This is a genomic window from Pseudomonas sp. S2_C11 (genome assembly GCF_054668395.1).
Window position 1 is genome coordinate 1,526,248 of the sequence record NZ_CP162765.1, and the last position, 16,672, is coordinate 1,542,919.

Annotated in this window: 12 protein-coding genes; 9 read left to right on the plus strand and 3 right to left on the minus strand. The window is 59.9% G+C overall.

What is annotated here, in order from left to right; translation table 11 throughout:
* Positions 1 to 215 precede the first annotated feature (215 nt).
* The 7 genes from tssI to mnmH all read left to right on the plus strand — a co-directional run bounded on the left by tssI (position 216) and on the right by mnmH (position 11,419).
* On the plus strand, positions 216 to 2,219 hold the full coding sequence (gene tssI, locus AB4N48_RS07060; protein ID WP_460095028.1) for a type VI secretion system tip protein TssI/VgrG: 2,004 nt from the start codon (positions 216 to 218) through the stop codon (positions 2,217 to 2,219).
* The gene (locus AB4N48_RS07065) at positions 2,216 to 3,082 is read left to right on the plus strand and encodes a DUF4123 domain-containing protein (RefSeq protein ID WP_460095029.1); all 867 of its coding nucleotides are present in this window, start codon (positions 2,216 to 2,218) and stop codon (positions 3,080 to 3,082) included. Before tssI ends, AB4N48_RS07065 begins: the two co-directional genes overlap by 4 nt.
* Entirely contained in the window at positions 3,079 to 6,663 is a 3,585-nt protein-coding gene (locus AB4N48_RS07070; protein WP_460095031.1) for a toxin VasX, read from the plus strand. The genes AB4N48_RS07065 and AB4N48_RS07070 overlap by 4 nt, the downstream gene beginning before the upstream one ends.
* Positions 6,653 to 7,768 (plus strand): hypothetical protein, encoded by a 1,116-nt coding sequence (locus AB4N48_RS07075; protein WP_460095032.1) that lies wholly within the window; start codon positions 6,653 to 6,655, stop codon positions 7,766 to 7,768. The genes AB4N48_RS07070 and AB4N48_RS07075 overlap by 11 nt, the downstream gene beginning before the upstream one ends.
* Before the next feature lie 231 nt (positions 7,769 to 7,999).
* Positions 8,000 to 9,109 (plus strand): hypothetical protein, encoded by a 1,110-nt coding sequence (locus AB4N48_RS07080; RefSeq protein WP_460095033.1) that lies wholly within the window; start codon positions 8,000 to 8,002, stop codon positions 9,107 to 9,109.
* Positions 9,110 to 9,281: 172 nt separating this feature from the next.
* Positions 9,282 to 10,316 (plus strand): selenide, water dikinase SelD, encoded by a 1,035-nt coding sequence (gene selD / locus AB4N48_RS07085; RefSeq protein ID WP_073471375.1) that lies wholly within the window; start codon positions 9,282 to 9,284, stop codon positions 10,314 to 10,316.
* Positions 10,316 to 11,419: a tRNA 2-selenouridine(34) synthase MnmH gene (gene mnmH, locus AB4N48_RS07090; protein ID WP_073471374.1), complete on the plus strand. Its 1,104-nt coding sequence runs from the start codon at positions 10,316 to 10,318 to the stop codon at positions 11,417 to 11,419. The genes selD and mnmH overlap by 1 nt, the downstream gene beginning before the upstream one ends.
* A 108-nt stretch (positions 11,420 to 11,527) precedes the next feature.
* Here the strand turns inward: mnmH and AB4N48_RS07095 are convergent, their stop codons facing one another.
* A complete protein-coding gene (locus AB4N48_RS07095) occupies positions 11,528 to 12,202 on the minus strand; it encodes a hypothetical protein (RefSeq protein ID WP_041477219.1) in 675 nt (224 codons plus the stop codon).
* 283 nt (positions 12,203 to 12,485) lie between these two features.
* On the opposite strand from AB4N48_RS07095, the gene AB4N48_RS07100 reads away from it, so the two are divergent.
* Together AB4N48_RS07100 and hemB are read left to right on the plus strand one after the other, a co-directional pair.
* Complete coding sequence (locus AB4N48_RS07100; RefSeq protein ID WP_122611212.1) at positions 12,486 to 13,184, plus strand: glutathione binding-like protein; 699 nt, start codon at positions 12,486 to 12,488, stop codon at positions 13,182 to 13,184.
* Between the two features lie 255 nt (positions 13,185 to 13,439).
* Entirely contained in the window at positions 13,440 to 14,414 is a 975-nt protein-coding gene (gene hemB, locus AB4N48_RS07105; RefSeq protein WP_150634882.1) for a porphobilinogen synthase, read from the plus strand.
* A gap of 96 nt (positions 14,415 to 14,510) precedes the next feature.
* Here hemB and AB4N48_RS07110 read toward each other — a convergent pair whose 3' ends face one another.
* Positions 14,511 to 14,954 carry a hypothetical protein gene (locus AB4N48_RS07110; protein ID WP_252867917.1) on the minus strand — a complete coding sequence of 148 codons (444 nt, stop codon included), beginning with the start codon at positions 14,952 to 14,954 and terminating at the stop codon, positions 14,511 to 14,513.
* Positions 14,955 to 15,076: 122 nt separating this feature from the next.
* A complete protein-coding gene (locus AB4N48_RS07115) occupies positions 15,077 to 16,603 on the minus strand; it encodes an FAD-dependent oxidoreductase (protein WP_460095036.1) in 1,527 nt (508 codons plus the stop codon).
* Positions 16,604 to 16,672 lie beyond the last annotated feature (69 nt).

The following is a 16,672-nucleotide window of genomic DNA, read 5'->3' on the forward strand; positions in this document are numbered from 1 at the left end:
ACCGTCGGCGACTGACACACCGTTTTCGCGAGCAGGCTCGCTCCCACAGGGGAAAGGCATAGGATTCGGGATCATTTCCGTAGGATCCAGGGCGTTTCTCTGTGGGCCACGTCCTTTTCGCTCGCAGACCGGCAAAACAGGGAAACCTCTGACTTCACCCATTGCAGTGCACCGTTGCACAGTCCCGTCTTTCAATCAGACACAGGGACAGGTGGATGCGCATCGCTGGCAGGCCCGTTGTTTTCACTCTCGAGATAGAAGGCGTTGCCCACGATCTTCAAGTGTTCGGTTTTCGCACCCGGGAAGTGCTCAACCAGACCTATGAACTGGATCTCGAGCTGGTCAGCGAGCGGTCCGATGTGGATCTGGAAGGCTTGCTGCATCGGCCGGCCTTTCTCTGTTTCGGTGCCGACGGTAGCGGCATGCACGGGCTGGTCTATCGGGTCGGTCAGGGTGATTGCGGTGTTCGGCTGAGCCGTTACCAGATCACCCTGGCGCCACACCTTGCCTACCTCGCGCATCGGCGCAATCAGCGGATTTTCCAGAACCTGAGCGTGCCGCAGATCATCGCCAATGTGTTGAGCGATCACGGCATGCAGGCCGATGCCTGGCATTTTCAGCTCAGCGCCGAGTACCCGGCGCGAGTGTATTGCGTGCAATATCAGGAATCCGATCTGCACTTCATCCAGAGGCTGTGCGAAGAGGAGGGCTTGCACTTTCACTTCCGCCACCGCCGTGAGGCGCACCTGTTGGTGTTCGGCGACGATCAAACGGCGTTCCTCAAACACGACGTGACGACGCGCTATTTGCAGGGCAACGGCCTGGTTGCCGATGCGCCGGTTATCGACCAGTTCACTGTGCGCCTGGAGCCACGCTCCAACATCGTCGAGCGCCGCGATTATCACTTCGAAAAGCCCGCAGTGCAGTTGGACGCCAAGGTCAGTGCAGCGCGGGTTCCGCTGCTGGAAGATTATGAGTTTCCCGGGCAGTTCACCCACCGCGAGCGCGGCAAGCACCTCAGCCAGCGTGCGCTGGAGCGCCATGGTGCCGACTATCGTCTGGCTAACGGGCGCAGCAATCAGGCGCTGATGCGCGGCGGCAGTTTCATGTCCATGGCGGATTACTCGCGCGCCGACTGCAACGATTTATGGTTGCTGACCGAGGTCGAGCACATCGGCAAACAGCCGCAAGTGCTCGAGGAAGCGTTCACCGAGCAGGCTGACGCAGATGGTTTCAGTCAGGGCTATCGCAACCATTTCGTCGCGACACCGTGGGACGTGGTGTTTCGCCCGCAGCTCAAGCATGTCAAACCGCGCGTCAGTGGCAGTCAGTTGGCGGTGGTGACCGGCCCGCCCGGCGAAGAAATCTACAGCGATGCCTACGGCCGCGTGAAAGTGCAAATGCTCTGGGATCGCGACGGCCAGCGTGATGAACAGTCAAGTTGCTGGCTGCGCGTGGCCACTGCCTGGGCACATGACCGCTACGGCAGCGTGCAGATTCCTCGCGTCGGTATGGAAGTGCTGGTGGGGTTCACCGATGGTGATCCGGACAAACCGCATGTGGTCGCCTGCCTGCCCAACGCCGAAACCCCGGTGCCACTGGACCTGCCGGCGCAACAGACGCGCAGTATCTGGCGCAGCCAGAGCAGCCCCGGCGGCGGTGGTTACAACGAACTGCGCATCGAGGACCGGCAAGGCGCGGAAGAAATCTCCATCAGGGCGCAGCGCGACTTGGTGCAGCACGTGCTCAACGACTTGCGTGTGCAGATCGACAACCTGCACAGCCAAGTGATTGGCGGCGTCTCCAGCCTTGAGTTGCGCGACGAAGAACATCATCTGACCCATGGCAATCGCCTGACTGAACTCAAGCAGGACGATCATCTGTGGGTGCAGGGCGAGCAGCATGTGCGGGTCGCCAGCCAGCGCGTCAGTGCCGCGCAGCAGCTGCATTTCGGCGCGGGCGAGCAGGTGGTTTTCAACAGCGGCCTGCAGATCACTCTGGCTGCTGGCGGGCATTGGCTGACGGTCGGCGCCGCCGGCATTTTCAGCAGTGTGCCGGTGGTGCAGGGCGGGGCGCCGACGGTGTGTCTGCCAGCGGAACCCTTGCTGCCGGGGGCCGCGCCGTTGCTCAAGGCGACGTTCGATGCCGTGCAGCAACGGCATGCGTTGCTGACCACGCGGACCTCGCGTTGCCTGATCTGCGAGGCAGCCCAGGCATGAGCCTTTTGACGGATTGGCCTGAAGGTTTGCCGTGGGCTGAGCAGCAGGCGTTTGTGCTGCTCGATGGTGCGACGATCACCGATTTACCGGCGCAACTGCGAAGGCTCGATCCCGCCGCCAACGCTTTTGCGCTGTACGACCAGCCACCGTTTTCGGCCCTGCGTGACATCTCGCCGCTGCTGGTGGCGCTCGCTGACGCCGACGATCCGGTGGCGCGGTTTTATCGCCAGTACGCCCAACAGGAATGGGGCGTGCTGTTGTTCAGCGCCGCGCCGGCGCATGAAATCGTCGCGCACTTGCGTCAGTTGCTGATCGTCGAGTTGCCGGTCGGCTCGCCGGTGTTGTTGCGGCTGGCGGATGCCGCCGTGGCGCAGGCGCTGTTTGCCAGCGGCGATGCGAGTCTGTTCGGGCCGCTGGGGTGCGTGGTCACGGCGGATGGCGCGCGGGGAGTCTGGCACTGTCAGCGACCTCGGCACGGGCAGGGTGGGGCGCTGGTGGCGCCGTATCGGTTGAGTGCGGAGCAGGATGCCGCGCTGGATCGGGTGGATCGGCGGCGAGTGTTGCTCGACATCGATACCCACCTGCTCAAGCACTTTCCTGACTTTCATGTCGGGGACACGGCAGTTGAACGTTGGCAATTGCTGGAACGCATCCACGCCCATGCCAGCGAGCTTGCCTTGAGCAGCCCGTCCGAGATTCTGCTGTACGCCAACGTGGTGGCATGGCTGGACGATGCAGCGTGCAGTCGGCATCCGCAGATCCATCAGCTGATGCACACACCTTCGCTGCAATCCCCCGGCGAGCGCGTTGCGATTGCCGCTGCAATAGCCTTTCGATGGGCCTCTGAGAGACATCAATCATGAACCACCCCGCCAACCTCGATGCGTTAGCCGCCTCGAAAGCGCCCATTGGTGCACCCGCCGCCTGCCCCTTGCGCAACACCCACGTGCAACTATTGCCCCTCGCGTACGGCCTGGTGGAAAAACCCTTCGACCCCAGCACCGAATTCACGCTGCCGTACACCCTGACCACGCGCCCCATGGGCATCCGCCGCCTGCGCGACGGTTGGCTGTACATCGTCGACAGCCTCAGCGGTGAGCTCTACGAATACCGCGTGCTGGAAGGGGTCATCAGCGCATTGCTGCATCGCGGCAAAAGCGTCAGCGAGGATCAGCGCAGCGCCATCGAAGAACGTCCGGCGTTGATCTTTTCGCGCAAAAGCACCCTTTACGTGACCTTTGCCGACGTGCAGTTGAGCGCGGCGAAATGCCGACAGGTGCTGGACAGCGCGCAGGAACGCGAGCACTTCATGCAGGCCGTCGATCTCGGCCCGGTGCATTGTCTGATCGGCGGCGAGCATCTGCTTACCGTGGCCCAGGCCAAACAGTGGCTGGCGGAAGTGGCCTGCACAGCGAAACCGCTGGCCGAGGCAGACGCCACGCGGATGCCGGCGGTGCAGGTCAGCGATGCGCCGGAGCACGAACGCGAACCTTATCTGTGGGAAAACCCGCGACGTTTTCGCGAGGCGCATATCGGCGAATTTCTTGGTCGGGTGCGCGGACCTTATCAGGACGACACGCTGTTTCTGCTGGTCAACGACGACCTTGGGGTGATGCGCGACCTGGCCGATTATCAGGACCTGGTAGTCGGCTGGATCGAGCAGTGGAGCAACACCGACAACAACGAGCGCGACTACCTGCTGGCCAGTTACATCGAGTCGCTGAGCCAGTTGGGCGCTCAGGATTTCGACACCCTGGCCAAGGCCAGCGACGATCCGCGCGCCCAGGCATTGTTCGCTGAGCTGGAGCAATTGCCCGAACCGGATCGGGAAAATACCCGGCAGGCGCTGCTCGACTATTTGAACAAGGGTGGTGAGGTTGTCCCGACCGATACCCAGGCTCGACCTGAACTGCAGCAACAGCGCGAAAAGGCTTTAGACGAGTCATTGGCGCTGAACCGCTTTGATGGCGTCGCCCCTGATTTCACCGCGCACGCTCGCGTCACCGCCGAGGCGGACCGACGCTTTTACACCCGCGAATATTTTGCTGAAGTCGCCCCGGCCGACTTCGTCGAGCGCCACCTGAACACACTGGTCGACCTCGGCAAGGATCAGAGCCGACGCATGAAAGACGTGCTCGACGGCCCATTGCTCAGCGGCAAACGCGGCATCAACGACCTGATCGACCGCCCGGCCATGGATGAGGTGCTGAACAGTCATCGCGACAACCTCGGACGCTGGAATCGCCTGCTCGAACGCATCACCGCCGATCGCGCGCAACTGCTGTGCGCCGGGCGTTTCCATCGCTCGGCGTGGTATTTCGACGGCCAAGCGCAGATCGATCAGGCGCTCGCCAGCGAATACGCCTGCCTCAAGGACATCGGCCGTAGCGACGCGGCCAATGAGCAAATGCTCGGTTACCTCGAGCAGCACCCGCAACTGACCCGCCCGCTGTTCTACACCTTGCCGCTGCGCTTGCAGACCGAACAGGCCGGGCAATATTCAACGCTGTTCAACGCCGGCATGGCGATGTTCAACAACCTGCCGGACTGGCTGGCCAAATTGCAGAGCATCGAGCAGCCACAGCTTCCAGCCCTCGACGATCTGCCGGCACACAGCCGCGTCCTCGCCGATGCCGTGCAAGACACCTACAGCCCGGCGCTGAACCTCGGCCTGAGCCGGGCGCTGGAAGGCTTTGATCTCGCCGGCGAGAAAATCCCCGACCTCGACGAACTGTTCCAGCGCCTGCCCAAAGCCCTGCGCCTGCGCGTCTTCGACGCCGCGCGAACCAGCGGCGTGACCTTCACCGTATCCACCCCGGCGGAACAAGCGGCGCTGCAAGCCACGATCAAGGAAGTGCTGCGCGAACGCGACTACCTGAAAACCCTCAACCGCGAACGCAACCAGCTCACCCACAATAAAAACCGCCAAGGCCACAAAACCGCCCGGGCGATGGAATTGCAGGAAGAAATCGTCCGCGTGCGCACGCAATTGGCGCTGTTCGAAGGCCGCCTCGCGGCGGCGTTGAGCCCGATTGACGAACTGCCGGATCGCTCGGCACGGCTGTACGGCGCCACCCCGGCGAAAGCGGGATTGACGGTGGTGTTTCCGCCGGCGCAGCACGGGGAATTGCGTGGGTTGCTGGAGAATATTCGCGCGGGGGTGGCGGGGGTTTCGAAGGCGAGTCTGGTGCGGACGGAGGGGATGGGGTTGTTGGTGGTGTTGGTGCAGGTGGTGAATTTGGTGGGGGCTTATCGAGAGGTGATGAAGCAGACGAGGGACAGGAAGAAACGGGCGGAGTTTTCCGCGGCCCTTGCCGCGACAGGCGCGGCGGGTTTTACCGCTGCACAGGGGCTTGCTGATACAGCGTTAAGGGCTCGAAGATCCAGCCTTATTGCCAGTTTGCAGCTGGAAGCGCTGCAACAGGTTCGTGTGCAAATAGGTAAGTTGCATGTTGGTTTGGGCTTCTTTACTTATATTTTTGGTTTCAGAACGTCTATCACCAGCCTCGGAAACCAAGATCGAAAATGGCAAGACGCGATCCGCAGTGGCACTCCATCTGAGCAAAGCGCGGCTGCGCTGGCAACGTTGGGCGCTGCAGGAATGGTTGCAGCTAACGGATATGGAGCGAGCAACACCTTTCACGCTTCTTTTAAAGTGTTGACTGCACTGAACAGTTCGGCACGCGCAGCGGCGTGGGCTGCCGCTGGCACACGTCTTTCTACTGTATTTTTTCGCTTTAATCTCGCCGGTGCGTTGTTCACCGTGCTGGAGTTCGTCGGTACTTGGCTGTTCAATCGTTACAACCTCTCTGCCCACGATAAGTGGTTGAAAATTACGCCTTGGAGCCGTGATGAAGAGATGCGCGGTGACCACTCCCTGGATGACTATCAAAATTATCTGGCGTTTTTGATACACGCTCCTTACGCCCAATCAGGACCTGATCCCAGTGATACCTGGCTGAAGACTTTATTATTTGGCGCCAAACCCAGTGATATTCATTTGGTTCTGCCGAGGCTGACGCTAAATGATCTTCTGCCGCCGTTAAACGGTAAACCGAGTCAACGCTTGGGAATCGGTGCCCATCGACTTGTTGCACCGCTGCATGGTCGCGGTGTGCCGCAAGTGCGCAAGGAAGTCATCAGTGAGGAGATATTGAGCAGTCTGCGAATCGTGAAGTCATCGCCAGATGGTTTGGTGCTTTGTCTTCACTACCCCATCCGTCCTGATTCTGACTACACGCCTGCAAAGGAAACGCTCGAACTTGCCATATGTATACAGACCGTCAATGGCAAAGGCGGGGCGGAGTCAAGAACGCGCGTAATTCATATTGACCCTCGGGATAGCGGTCATTTTGCTGTAGTAACTCCCGGCTCGGTTAAAGAAAACCCTCCGGTTTTGCTGGTAGAAACTCAATACCTCGAATGGGCTGACCATGCTGAATAATCGTAGTAATCCTCTTTCCAGTTCGGAATATGAGAGGGTAAAAAAAGCGGGCGATATTGAGCCGTTCCCAACCGGGAAGATTACCTATCTCGCACCATTGCCCTTACCTACAGCGATGCCGCCTTACGGACCTCATATTGGAGCGTTCAATGACGGATACATGGACTTTGGTCTCGGCTCACTGGAGGTATTCCCATGGCAGCTAATTATCGGCGGAACGACCGCAGGCACTTTTATAGTTCTCGTTTTATTTCCTTTGTTCACGGGCTTGCTAGGAATTCTATTTGGCTATGGAAACGAGGCGATTTGGGAGTCAATGGTTGGTTTATTCGAAGTGGCATTGGAAAATGAATTAATCAGCAGCCCCTTGATCTTGCTTATCTGTCTAAGCGTCTGGCTCCACGTCCACAAAAAACGTCTCTCCCTCATCCCAACCCGCTTCAACCGTCAACGCCGCGAAGTCTGCTTCATGCCCGAAGGCGCCACCGAGCCGGTCTTTGTCCCGTGGGAGTCGCTCAGCGCCTGGATCATCGAAGCCAAGGGCGCCACCCAGTTCGGGATCCATCGCCAATACGGCATGGGCATCGGTTTCTACCAAGGTGAAACCCTCATAAGCCAGGAATTCCAATGCGCCGGCCTGGAGCTCGCGATCAGCCATTGGGAGGCGATTCGCGGTTACATGGAGTACGAAGTCAACGACCTCAAATCAATTCAGGATTTGCAGGATCTGCAAGGCCCGGACGACCCGCCCTACGAAGGCCTGCACACTTTCCGTAACGCCCGCGCGCGGATGCACCAGCAGATTCGTGAAGGCCGCCGCTCGCGGCTGTCGGGGTTCTTTTGGTACCTGTATCACGTCATGACTTTATGGACGATTCCAAACCGTTTGGTCGAATGGGAAGTGCGCCGACTCGAAAGAATCGGCAAGCAGGCGCTGCCGGAAGTCATGCGCGCCTGGTCCGAGCCGCTGCCGAAAGAGCAATGGGCCAAGCCCAGTGAAGAGTTGTTGCGACTGGGTGAACAAGTGCGGCGGATGCACAAGCGCCAGCCGCATCGGCCGATTACACAGATTTTTGCTGAGGTTTGCAGGCGGGCTGTGGACTGATGCAGAGCAGTTTTGTGACCAGAGGAGGGGAGGTTTTTTGCCTGTTTGAGCGCCTTCGCGAGCAGGCTCGCTCCCACAGGGGACCGCGTTGGATGCGGATGTTTCGGTTGATCTTGGCCAAAGTGGGAGACCCTCGGGGTGGCGGCCATTTCTCAATTGTTGCTCCCGGGTCGGTCAAGGAAAACCCGATGGTTCTGCTGGTAGAAACTCAATATCTCGAATGGGCCGACCATGCTGAATAATCACAATGAGCCTCTTGTTGATGCGCAAAGTGAGGTGATCAGAAAAGCGGGCGATGTAGAGCCGTTCCCAAGCGGAAAGATCACCTATCTCGCACCGTTGCCACTGCCCACACCGATGCCCCCTTATGGTTCACATATCGGTGAGCTCAATGATGTTTACATGGACTTCGGATTAGGCCAGCCGCAAGTTTTTATGTGGCAAATGACGTTGGGGGGGCCGGTCAGTTTAGCGGTTATGGTCATTTTCATATTCCCCTTGATTACGGGAATGCTGGGTGTCGTATTCGGCTATGGTCCAACACTCATTTGGGAATCAATAGTGGGTATATTCCAAGCAGGATATGAAAGCGCTTTACTGACCGAGCCTTTGATTCTACTGATCGGCCTGGGCGTCTGGCATCACTTCCACAAAAAACGCCTCTCCCTCATTCCAACCCGCTTTAACCGCCAACGCCGCGAAGTGTGCTTCATGCCCGAAGGCGCCATCGAGCCGGTCTTTGTCCCGTGGGAATCGCTGTCCGCGTGGATCATCGAAGCCAAAGGCACCACCCAATTCGGCATCCATCGTCAATATGGCATGGGCATCGGTTTTCATCACGGCGATACCCTCACCAGCCTTGAATTCCAATGCGCCGGCCTGGAGCTCGCGATCAGCCATTGGGAGGCGATTCGCGGTTACATGGAGTACGAAGTCAACGACCTCAAATCGATTCAGGACCTGCAAGACCTGCAAGGCCCGGACGACCCGCCCCACGAAGGCCTGCACACTTTCCGCAATGCCCGCGCGCGGATGCATCAGCAGATCCGTGAAGGCCACCGCTCGCGGCTGTCGGGGTTCTTTTGGTACCTGTATCACGTCATGACTTTATGGACGATTCCCAACCGTTTGGTCGAATGGGAAGTGCGCCGTCTGGAAAGAATCGGCAAGCAGGCGCTGCCGGAAGTCATGCGTGCCTGGTCCGAGCCGCTGCCGAAAGAGCAATGGGCCAAGCCCAGTGAAGAGTTGTTGCGACTGAGTGAACAAGTGCGGCGGATGCACAAGCGCCAGCCGCATCGGCCGATTACGCAGATTTTCGCTGAGGTTTGCAGGCGGGGCTGACTGGGCGGTGCAGGCAGGTTCGATAGCTTTCGCGAGCGGGCTAGCTCCCACAGGAGACCACCGTACAAATGTGGGAGCGAGCCTGCTCGCGAAGGGGCCGCTCGGTCAGCACAAAAATCTGCGCTCTCGCGCTCTGCTAGAATCCGCCCCATTCATTGCCAGAGACTCTCCCATGAGCGAGCCGATTCGTCTGACCCAATACAGCCATGGCGCCGGTTGTGGCTGCAAGATTTCCCCACAGGTGCTGGAAGTGATCCTCGCCGGCAGCGGCGCACAGAACCTTGATCCAAAACTCTGGGTCGGCAACGCATCGCGCGATGACGCGGCGGTGTATGCGATCGATGCCGAGCGCGGTGTGGTGTCGACCACCGATTTCTTCATGCCGATTGTCGATGACCCGTTCGATTTCGGCCGCATCGCCGCAACCAACGCGATCAGCGACATCTACGCGATGGGTGGCGATCCGTTGATGGCGATCGCGATTCTCGGTTGGCCGGTGAATGTGCTGGCGCCGGAAGTGGCGCGGGAAGTGATTCGTGGCGGTCGCTCGGTGTGCGACGCGGCGGGCATTCCGTTGGCGGGGGGGCATTCGATCGATGCGCCGGAGCCGATCTTCGGCCTCGCCGTCACCGGGCTTGTGGAAAAGCGCCACATGAAGCGCAACGACACCGCTACCGCCGGTTGCCTGTTGTACCTGACCAAACCGTTGGGCATCGGCATCCTCACCACCGCCGAAAAGAAGGGCAAGTTGCGCGCCGCCGACGTCGGTGTCGCCCGCGACTGGATGTGCACCCTGAACAAGCCTGGCAGCCGCTTCGGCAAACTCGCCGGCGTTACGGCGATGACCGACGTCACCGGTTTCGGCCTGCTCGGGCACTTGGTGGAAATGGCCGACGGCAGCCAGTTGACCGCGCGCATCGCCTATGACCGCGTGCCGCGTCTGGACAGCGTCGAGTACTACCTCGATCAGGGCTGCGTGCCGGGCGGTACGCTGCGCAACTTCGACAGCTATTCGAGCAAGGTTGGCCGCGTGCAGGAGTTGCACAAACGCGTGCTGTGCGATCCGCAGACCAGCGGCGGTCTGCTGATTGCGGTCACGCCTGAAGGTAATGCCGAGTTCCTCGGCGTCGCCGCCGAACTGGGCCTGAGCCTTGCGCCGATCGGCGAACTGGTTGAGCGACAGACGAACGCGGTCGAGGTGATTTGATGCTCCGCGACTGCACCGACTACCGCGACATTTTCCTCAACGACCGGCCAATGATGGATGTCCGCGCGCCGGTCGAGTTTCACAAAGGCGCGTTCCCCGGCGTGGTCAATCTGCCGCTGATGAATGATCTGGAGCGGCAGAAGATCGGCACCTGCTACAAGCAGCATGGCCAGCAGGCGGCAATCGAGCTGGGCCACCAACTGGTGTCCGGCGCAGTCAAGGCCGAGCGCATCCAGGCCTGGGCCGAGTTCGCCCGGGCTCATCCCGATGGTTATCTGTATTGTTTTCGCGGTGGCTTGCGCTCGCAGATCACCCAGCAATGGTTGCGCGACGAGGCCGGCATCGACTATCCGCGCGTCGGCGGCGGCTACAAGGCGATGCGCAGCTTTTTGATCGACACCCTTGAGCAGGCCGTCGCGCAGTGTGATTTCGTTTTGCTCGGCGGCATGACCGGCACCGGCAAGACCGAAGTGCTGGTGCAGTTGCGCAACGGTGTGGATCTGGAAGGCCACGCCAACCATCGCGGCTCCAGTTTCGGCAAACGCGCCACCGGGCAGCCGTCGAACATCGATTTCGAGAATCGCCTGGCCATCGACTTTCTGAAGAAACGCGATGCTGGGATCGAGCAGTTTGTGCTCGAAGACGAGAGCCGTGTGGTCGGCAGTTGCGCCTTGCCGTTGACGTTGTATCAGGGCATGCAGCAGTACCCGATGGTCTGGCTGGAAGATCGTTTCGAGGATCGTGTCGAGCGGATCCTGCGTGATTACGTCATCGATCTGTCGGCGGAATTTGCCTCGCTGCACGGCGAAAACGGTTTTGCGCTGTTTTCCGAACGTCTGCTGGAGAGCCTCAACAACGTACAGAAACGCCTCGGCGGTGAGCGCCATTCGCGGATGCTGGCATTGATGGAACAGGCGCTGGCCGAGCAGGGCCGCAGCGGCGCGGTGGACCTGCATCGCGGCTGGATCGAGGGTTTGCTGCGTGAGTACTACGACCCGATGTATGTATTCCAGCGCGAGAAGAAGGGCGGGCGGATCGAGTTTGCCGGGGAGCGTCAGGCGGTGATCGAGTATTTGCGCGCGAGGGTGAGTCAGAAGGCTTGAGGCGCAAGCGGATGGCCTCTTCGCGAGCAGGCTCGCTCCCACAGTTGAAATGCGTTTCCCTGTGGGGGCGAGCCTGCTCGCGAAGACGCAAGGTCAGGCGATACAAACTCAGGTCGGGCAAGTGTCCTTGCCGTTATCCAGTCCCTGTTTGTAGATGTGGCTCTGCAAACTGGCCTTGCCGTTGTGCCACTTCAGGGTCAGCACATACAGCGAATCGAAGTCATCGCCGGCCCAGTCATCGGTGATCTTTTGTCGCTCGCCCACTGCGTTGCCGGCGACCTTGTTGATCAGATCCGGCAGATAACCGTGGGACCAGGCGGTGTAGATCGTCGAGTTGTGATACTTCTCGTCCAGCAGCTCGCGGGCCAGATCGCTGGTGTCGTTGGCGGAGAACTCGATGTTCACCGGCAGGCCGAGCTTGATCGCGGCCGGGCTGATGGTCATCAGCGGACGAATGTAGCTGTAGGAATTGTCCAGCTCGCCTTCCTCGACGTTGCGCGTCGGGTTGGCGGCGAACACGTAATCGGCCTTGCCGAATTTTTCCGGCAGCAGCGTCGACAGGTCGATGGCGCGGTTCAGGCCCTGGCAGTTGAGCTGGCCGAGGCCGCCTTCGGGCTTTTCCGCGTGGCGCAGGAACACCAGCGTCTGTGTGCCGTCCGCCGGTTGGGCGCGGCTTTCGCTGGATTCGAGGGACAGAAAAAGCGCGCTGACTGCCAGCAGGGAGGGCAGGGCCACGTACGCGCGATGTTTGAAACGTTTGGCGAAACTCATCAGGTTCGTCATCAATTCGAGGGTTCTTCAGCAAAATCGGTTAAGGCTGACAAACCTTGGCACCGCGGGCTCCCAGCACCGGGTGTTTCCCTGTCATAAACAGCTTCCTCTGCGAGAAAGGCATAACTCAGAGTCCTGTAATGCCCGTTTGGTTCGATCCGGGCCAGTGCGCAGCACTCTAACGGCAACCTTTGCGGGCATGCAGGCAGGTTAGCGACAGGATGTTACGGTTCGTGTAGGCGCAGCGGCAGGCCTACTTTATGATCGGTTTTCAATTTGTGACTGGATGCTTCCAATGACCGATCTGTCTGCATTCCCGATTACTCAGAAATGGCCGGCGCAGTACCCGGACTGGATTCAGCTCTACTCCCTGCCGACCCCCAACGGCGTCAAAGTGTCGATCATGCTCGAAGAGATCGGCCTGCCGTACGAGCCGCACCGCGTCGGTTTCGACACCAACGACCAGACCTCGGCGGAATTTCTCTCGCTGAACCCGAACAACAAGATCCCGGCGATCCTCGACCCGCATGGCCCGGAAGATAAACCCCTGCCGCTGTTCGAATCCGGCGCGATCCTGATTTATCTGGCCGACAAGAGCGGCCAGCTGCTCGCTCAGGAAGGCGCGCTGCGCTACGAGACCATCCAATGGCTGATGTGGCAGATGGGCGGCATTGGCCCGATGTTCGGCCAGCTCGGTTTCTTCAACAAATTCGCCGGCAAGGATTACGAGGACAAGCGTCCACGCGATCGGTATGTCGAGGAGAGCAAACGCCTGCTGAATGTGCTCAACACTCGCCTCGAAGGCCGCGACTGGATCATGGGCGAGCGCTACACCATCGCCGACATCGCCACGTTCCCGTGGGTGCGCAATCTTCTCGGGTTTTATGAGGCCGGGGATCTGGTCGGCATTCAGAATTTCCCCAATGTCACCCGAGTGCTGGAGCGGTTTCTAGCTCGCCCGGCCGTCATTCGTGGCCTGACCATCCCATCCTGACTTTCAGTTGTACACATGCCCCCTGTGGGAGCTGGCTTGCCAGCGATGAAGCCAGCACAGTCAACCTCATTGGTGACTGACCTGCCGCCATCGCTGGCAAGCCAGCTCCCACAGGAATTTGAAATGTACATGCAGGATTATTACAAGCCCGGTAACGCTCTCTTGATCGATCCAGGTTTGTCCCGCACCCGCCGCAAGGCATAAGCTTCGCCCCCTACGACTTTCGTCTCATCCGCTGTTTTCAGGAAAGGCCCCATGTCCAGTCAGTTCCCCGAAGCACGTCCCCGCCGTCTGCGCCGCAATGCGAGCCTGCGCAGTCTGTTCCAGGAAACCGAGTTCAGCCTGAACGATCTGGTCCTGCCAATCTTCGTCGAGGAAGACATCGACGACTTCGTGCAGATCACCAGCATGCCCGGCGTGCAGCGCATCCCCGAGCGTAAACTGGCCAGTGAAATCGAGCGCTATGCCCGTGCCGGGATCAAGTCTGTGATGACCTTTGGCGTGTCCCATCATCTCGATGCCAACGGCAGCGATACCTGGCGCGAAGACGGTCTGGTGTCGCGCATGTCGCGCATTGCCAAGGACGCCGTGCCGGAAATGATCGTGATGTCCGACACCTGCTTCTGCGAATACACCGATCACGGCCATTGCGGCGTGATGCACAACCACGAAGTCGACAATGACCAGACCCTGATCAACCTCGGCAAACAAGCCGTAGCGGCCGCCCGCGCCGGTGCTGACGTGATTGCGCCGTCGGCGGCGATGGACGGCCAGGTGCGCGCGATTCGCCAGGCGCTCGACGCTGCCGGCTTCACGCAGATTCCGATCATGGCCTACTCGACCAAATTCGCTTCGGCACTCTACGGCCCGTTCCGCGAGGCTGGCGGCAGCGCGCTCAAGGGCGACCGCAAAAGCTATCAGATGAACCCGATGAACCGCCGCGAAGCCCTGCGCGAATCGCTGCTTGATGAACAGGAAGGCGCCGATGCGCTGATGGTCAAACCGGCCGGTGCTTACCTCGACATCATCCGCGACATCCGCCAGGCCTCGAACCTGCCACTGGCGGCGTATCAGGTCAGCGGCGAGTACGCGATGATCAAGTTCGGCGCCCAGGCTGGGGCGATCGATGAGGATCGCGTGGTCCGCGAAAGCCTTGGCGCAATCAAGCGTGCGGGGGCGGATCTGATCTTCACTTACTTTGCGATGGATCTGGCGTTGGCGGGGATCTGAGAAAGGAATCGCAACTTGCAGCATTGCCTATATGGAATGGTTGCTCCTTGTAGGCAGAGGCGTCAGGTTGCGATCGTCTCCATGATTCGATTTTTATCAGAAAAGAGCTTTGCTGAGTTTGACACCTAGCGACGCAGTGACATACAGCGTTGAAGCACCAGTTTTGTGTTCGACTGGATCGAAATCAGCTTTGATTACTCCACTGAAACGAGTTTTATTTTCAGAAATCGTTAGATGCAAGATTGATTGATTGGGCGATGCGTACGTCCAACCTGCATGATTTGCAAAGTAGAATGCGGCGTACTGGTAGTAGGTCGAAGGTATTTCATATGTTCCATCTTCCAGATCGCTGAAAATTTGAAATATAAAAGACCTGTCGTTGGCCTCCGTTCTCCCTCGGAACTCATATTTTACCCGCTGGGTTGAACGCAACTCGATCAAAGCAGCATTTAAAGGTTGGTGGTCGGCGACTTCGAACAGTGCGTTTAATGTTCCAGTGACCTCTATGTCTTGCACTTGTTCTGCGGTGGACAGTTCCATCTTGATTGCTCCTTGAAAACGGTGAGCAATGATTAGAGGTGGCGCTGCGCAATGCGTCCACTGTCAGAGTTGACAGGTGTTCAGGTCTTTCCGACGAATGGCTGGCCAACAAAGTGTGAAGGTCACTGAAAAGGCCGGATGCCGTGATCGAGGAAGTAGCGTTCGATCACCTTCGGATCGGCGCTGCTATCGGCAATCGCCACATAGGTATCCGGCCGCAGCAGGTAAAACCCGTTGCGCCCCAACCCCGCCGTTTTGAACGCCGGGCGCCAGTCGAAGACGTGCAGCGGCAAGTGGTGTTCGGCGCACCAGGCGATCATCTCGTCGCTGGTGTCGCCATAGACATGCACCTGCCAGCATGGCTGCCGTAGCGGTTCGAAATTATCCCCTTCGCCATCATGCGCCCACGGCAAGCGGTCGCCGCCGTGCACGTGGCCGGCTTCACCCTGGCTCAGTGGCATGCCGCGATAGTTGAGGGTGACTTGCGAGACCGTGCGAAACAGGAATTCGCGGCTGGCTTCGAACCCGGCCATTTTCGGCAGCAGAAACGGCGCCACACGCATCCGTAGCAGATCGGCCATGCGACCCTGCGCGGTGACGAAACTGAAGACCTTGTCGGTGGTGGAGACCAGTCGGCGAGCGAAGGCGATGCGCTCGGTTTCGTAGGTGTCGAGCAGTTTCGGTTCGGCACCACCGCTGAGCACGGCGGCGAGCTTCCAGGCCAGATTGATTGCATCGCCAATGCCCGTGTTCATGCCCTGGCCACCGGCCGGACTGTGTACATGGGCGGCATCGCCGAGCAGAAACGCCCGGCCGTTGCGAAAGTGCTCGGCCACGCGGTGATGCACGCGGTAGGTGGAGAACCAGTGCACGTCTTCGATATGCACTTTCAGGTGTTCGATGGCGCGGCTGCTGACGTCGGCAAATTGCAGGGTTTCGGCACGCTCGGCGCGTTCGTCACGCACCGTGCCGATCAGTCGCGCGCGGCCTTCGCCGGCCAGTGGAAACACCGCGAGAAAATCCGCTTGGTCCAGGTCCAGATGCAACTCGCCATTGAGCGCCGGGCCGCTGGCCGTGATATCGGCGACGTAGAAAATCTGCTGATAGGTGCCGCCGGGGAAGTCGGTGTCGAGGGCTTTGCGCACCACCGAACGGGCGCCGTCGCAACCGGCCAGATAGCAGGCCTGACAAACTTCCCGCCGGCCATCGGGCAGGCGCAGGTGGGCGGTGAGGGTGTCGCCGGTTTCCTCGAAGCTGTCCAGTGCGGTATTGCGCTCCACACTGACGCCGTAATCTTCGAGGCGTTCGAGCAACAGCCGTTCGTGCTCGTCCTGCGGGAAAATCTCGACAAACGCGTAGGGCGTCAGGCCTTCGCCGATGCGCTTGAGGGGCAACTGCGCGACCGGTTTGCCGTTGACCCAGAAGTTCGCCGCCGCGACCTGATGGCCGCGACGCACGATGGTGTCGGCGAGGTCGAGTTGGCGATACAGCTCAAGGGTGCGTGCCTGCACGGCCAGAGCACGGGAAGTGGTGCCTGGCGCCGCGGTCTTGTCGATGATGCGCACGCGCACGCCGAGTTTGCTCAGCCACAGCGCCAGGACCAGACCGGTCGGGCCGGCGCCGATGATCAGCACGTCGCTGCGGTTCATGGGGCTGTCCTCCTGTGGCTGTGCAGCAAGTATGGATCAGGTCGCCAGTTCCGGCCTCTTCGCGAGCAG

What these genes read in the sequence shown, in the direction of transcription:
- tssI (WP_460095028.1), top strand. Translation starts at nt 216, where the DNA reads ATGCGCATCGCTGGCAGGCCCGTTGTTTTCACTCTCGAGATAGAAGGC.
- AB4N48_RS07065 (WP_460095029.1), top strand. Translation starts at nt 2,216, where the DNA reads ATGAGCCTTTTGACGGATTGGCCTGAAGGTTTGCCGTGGGCTGAGCAG.
- AB4N48_RS07070 (WP_460095031.1), top strand. Translation starts at nt 3,079, where the DNA reads ATGAACCACCCCGCCAACCTCGATGCGTTAGCCGCCTCGAAAGCGCCC.
- AB4N48_RS07075 (WP_460095032.1), top strand. Translation starts at nt 6,653, where the DNA reads ATGCTGAATAATCGTAGTAATCCTCTTTCCAGTTCGGAATATGAGAGG.
- AB4N48_RS07080 (WP_460095033.1), top strand. Translation starts at nt 8,000, where the DNA reads ATGCTGAATAATCACAATGAGCCTCTTGTTGATGCGCAAAGTGAGGTG.
- selD (WP_073471375.1), top strand. Translation starts at nt 9,282, where the DNA reads ATGAGCGAGCCGATTCGTCTGACCCAATACAGCCATGGCGCCGGTTGT.
- mnmH (WP_073471374.1), top strand. Translation starts at nt 10,316, where the DNA reads ATGCTCCGCGACTGCACCGACTACCGCGACATTTTCCTCAACGACCGG.
- AB4N48_RS07095 (WP_041477219.1), bottom strand. Translation starts at nt 12,202, where the DNA reads ATGACGAACCTGATGAGTTTCGCCAAACGTTTCAAACATCGCGCGTAC.
- AB4N48_RS07100 (WP_122611212.1), top strand. Translation starts at nt 12,486, where the DNA reads ATGACCGATCTGTCTGCATTCCCGATTACTCAGAAATGGCCGGCGCAG.
- hemB (WP_150634882.1), top strand. Translation starts at nt 13,440, where the DNA reads ATGTCCAGTCAGTTCCCCGAAGCACGTCCCCGCCGTCTGCGCCGCAAT.
- AB4N48_RS07110 (WP_252867917.1), bottom strand. Translation starts at nt 14,954, where the DNA reads ATGGAACTGTCCACCGCAGAACAAGTGCAAGACATAGAGGTCACTGGA.
- AB4N48_RS07115 (WP_460095036.1), bottom strand. Translation starts at nt 16,603, where the DNA reads ATGAACCGCAGCGACGTGCTGATCATCGGCGCCGGCCCGACCGGTCTG.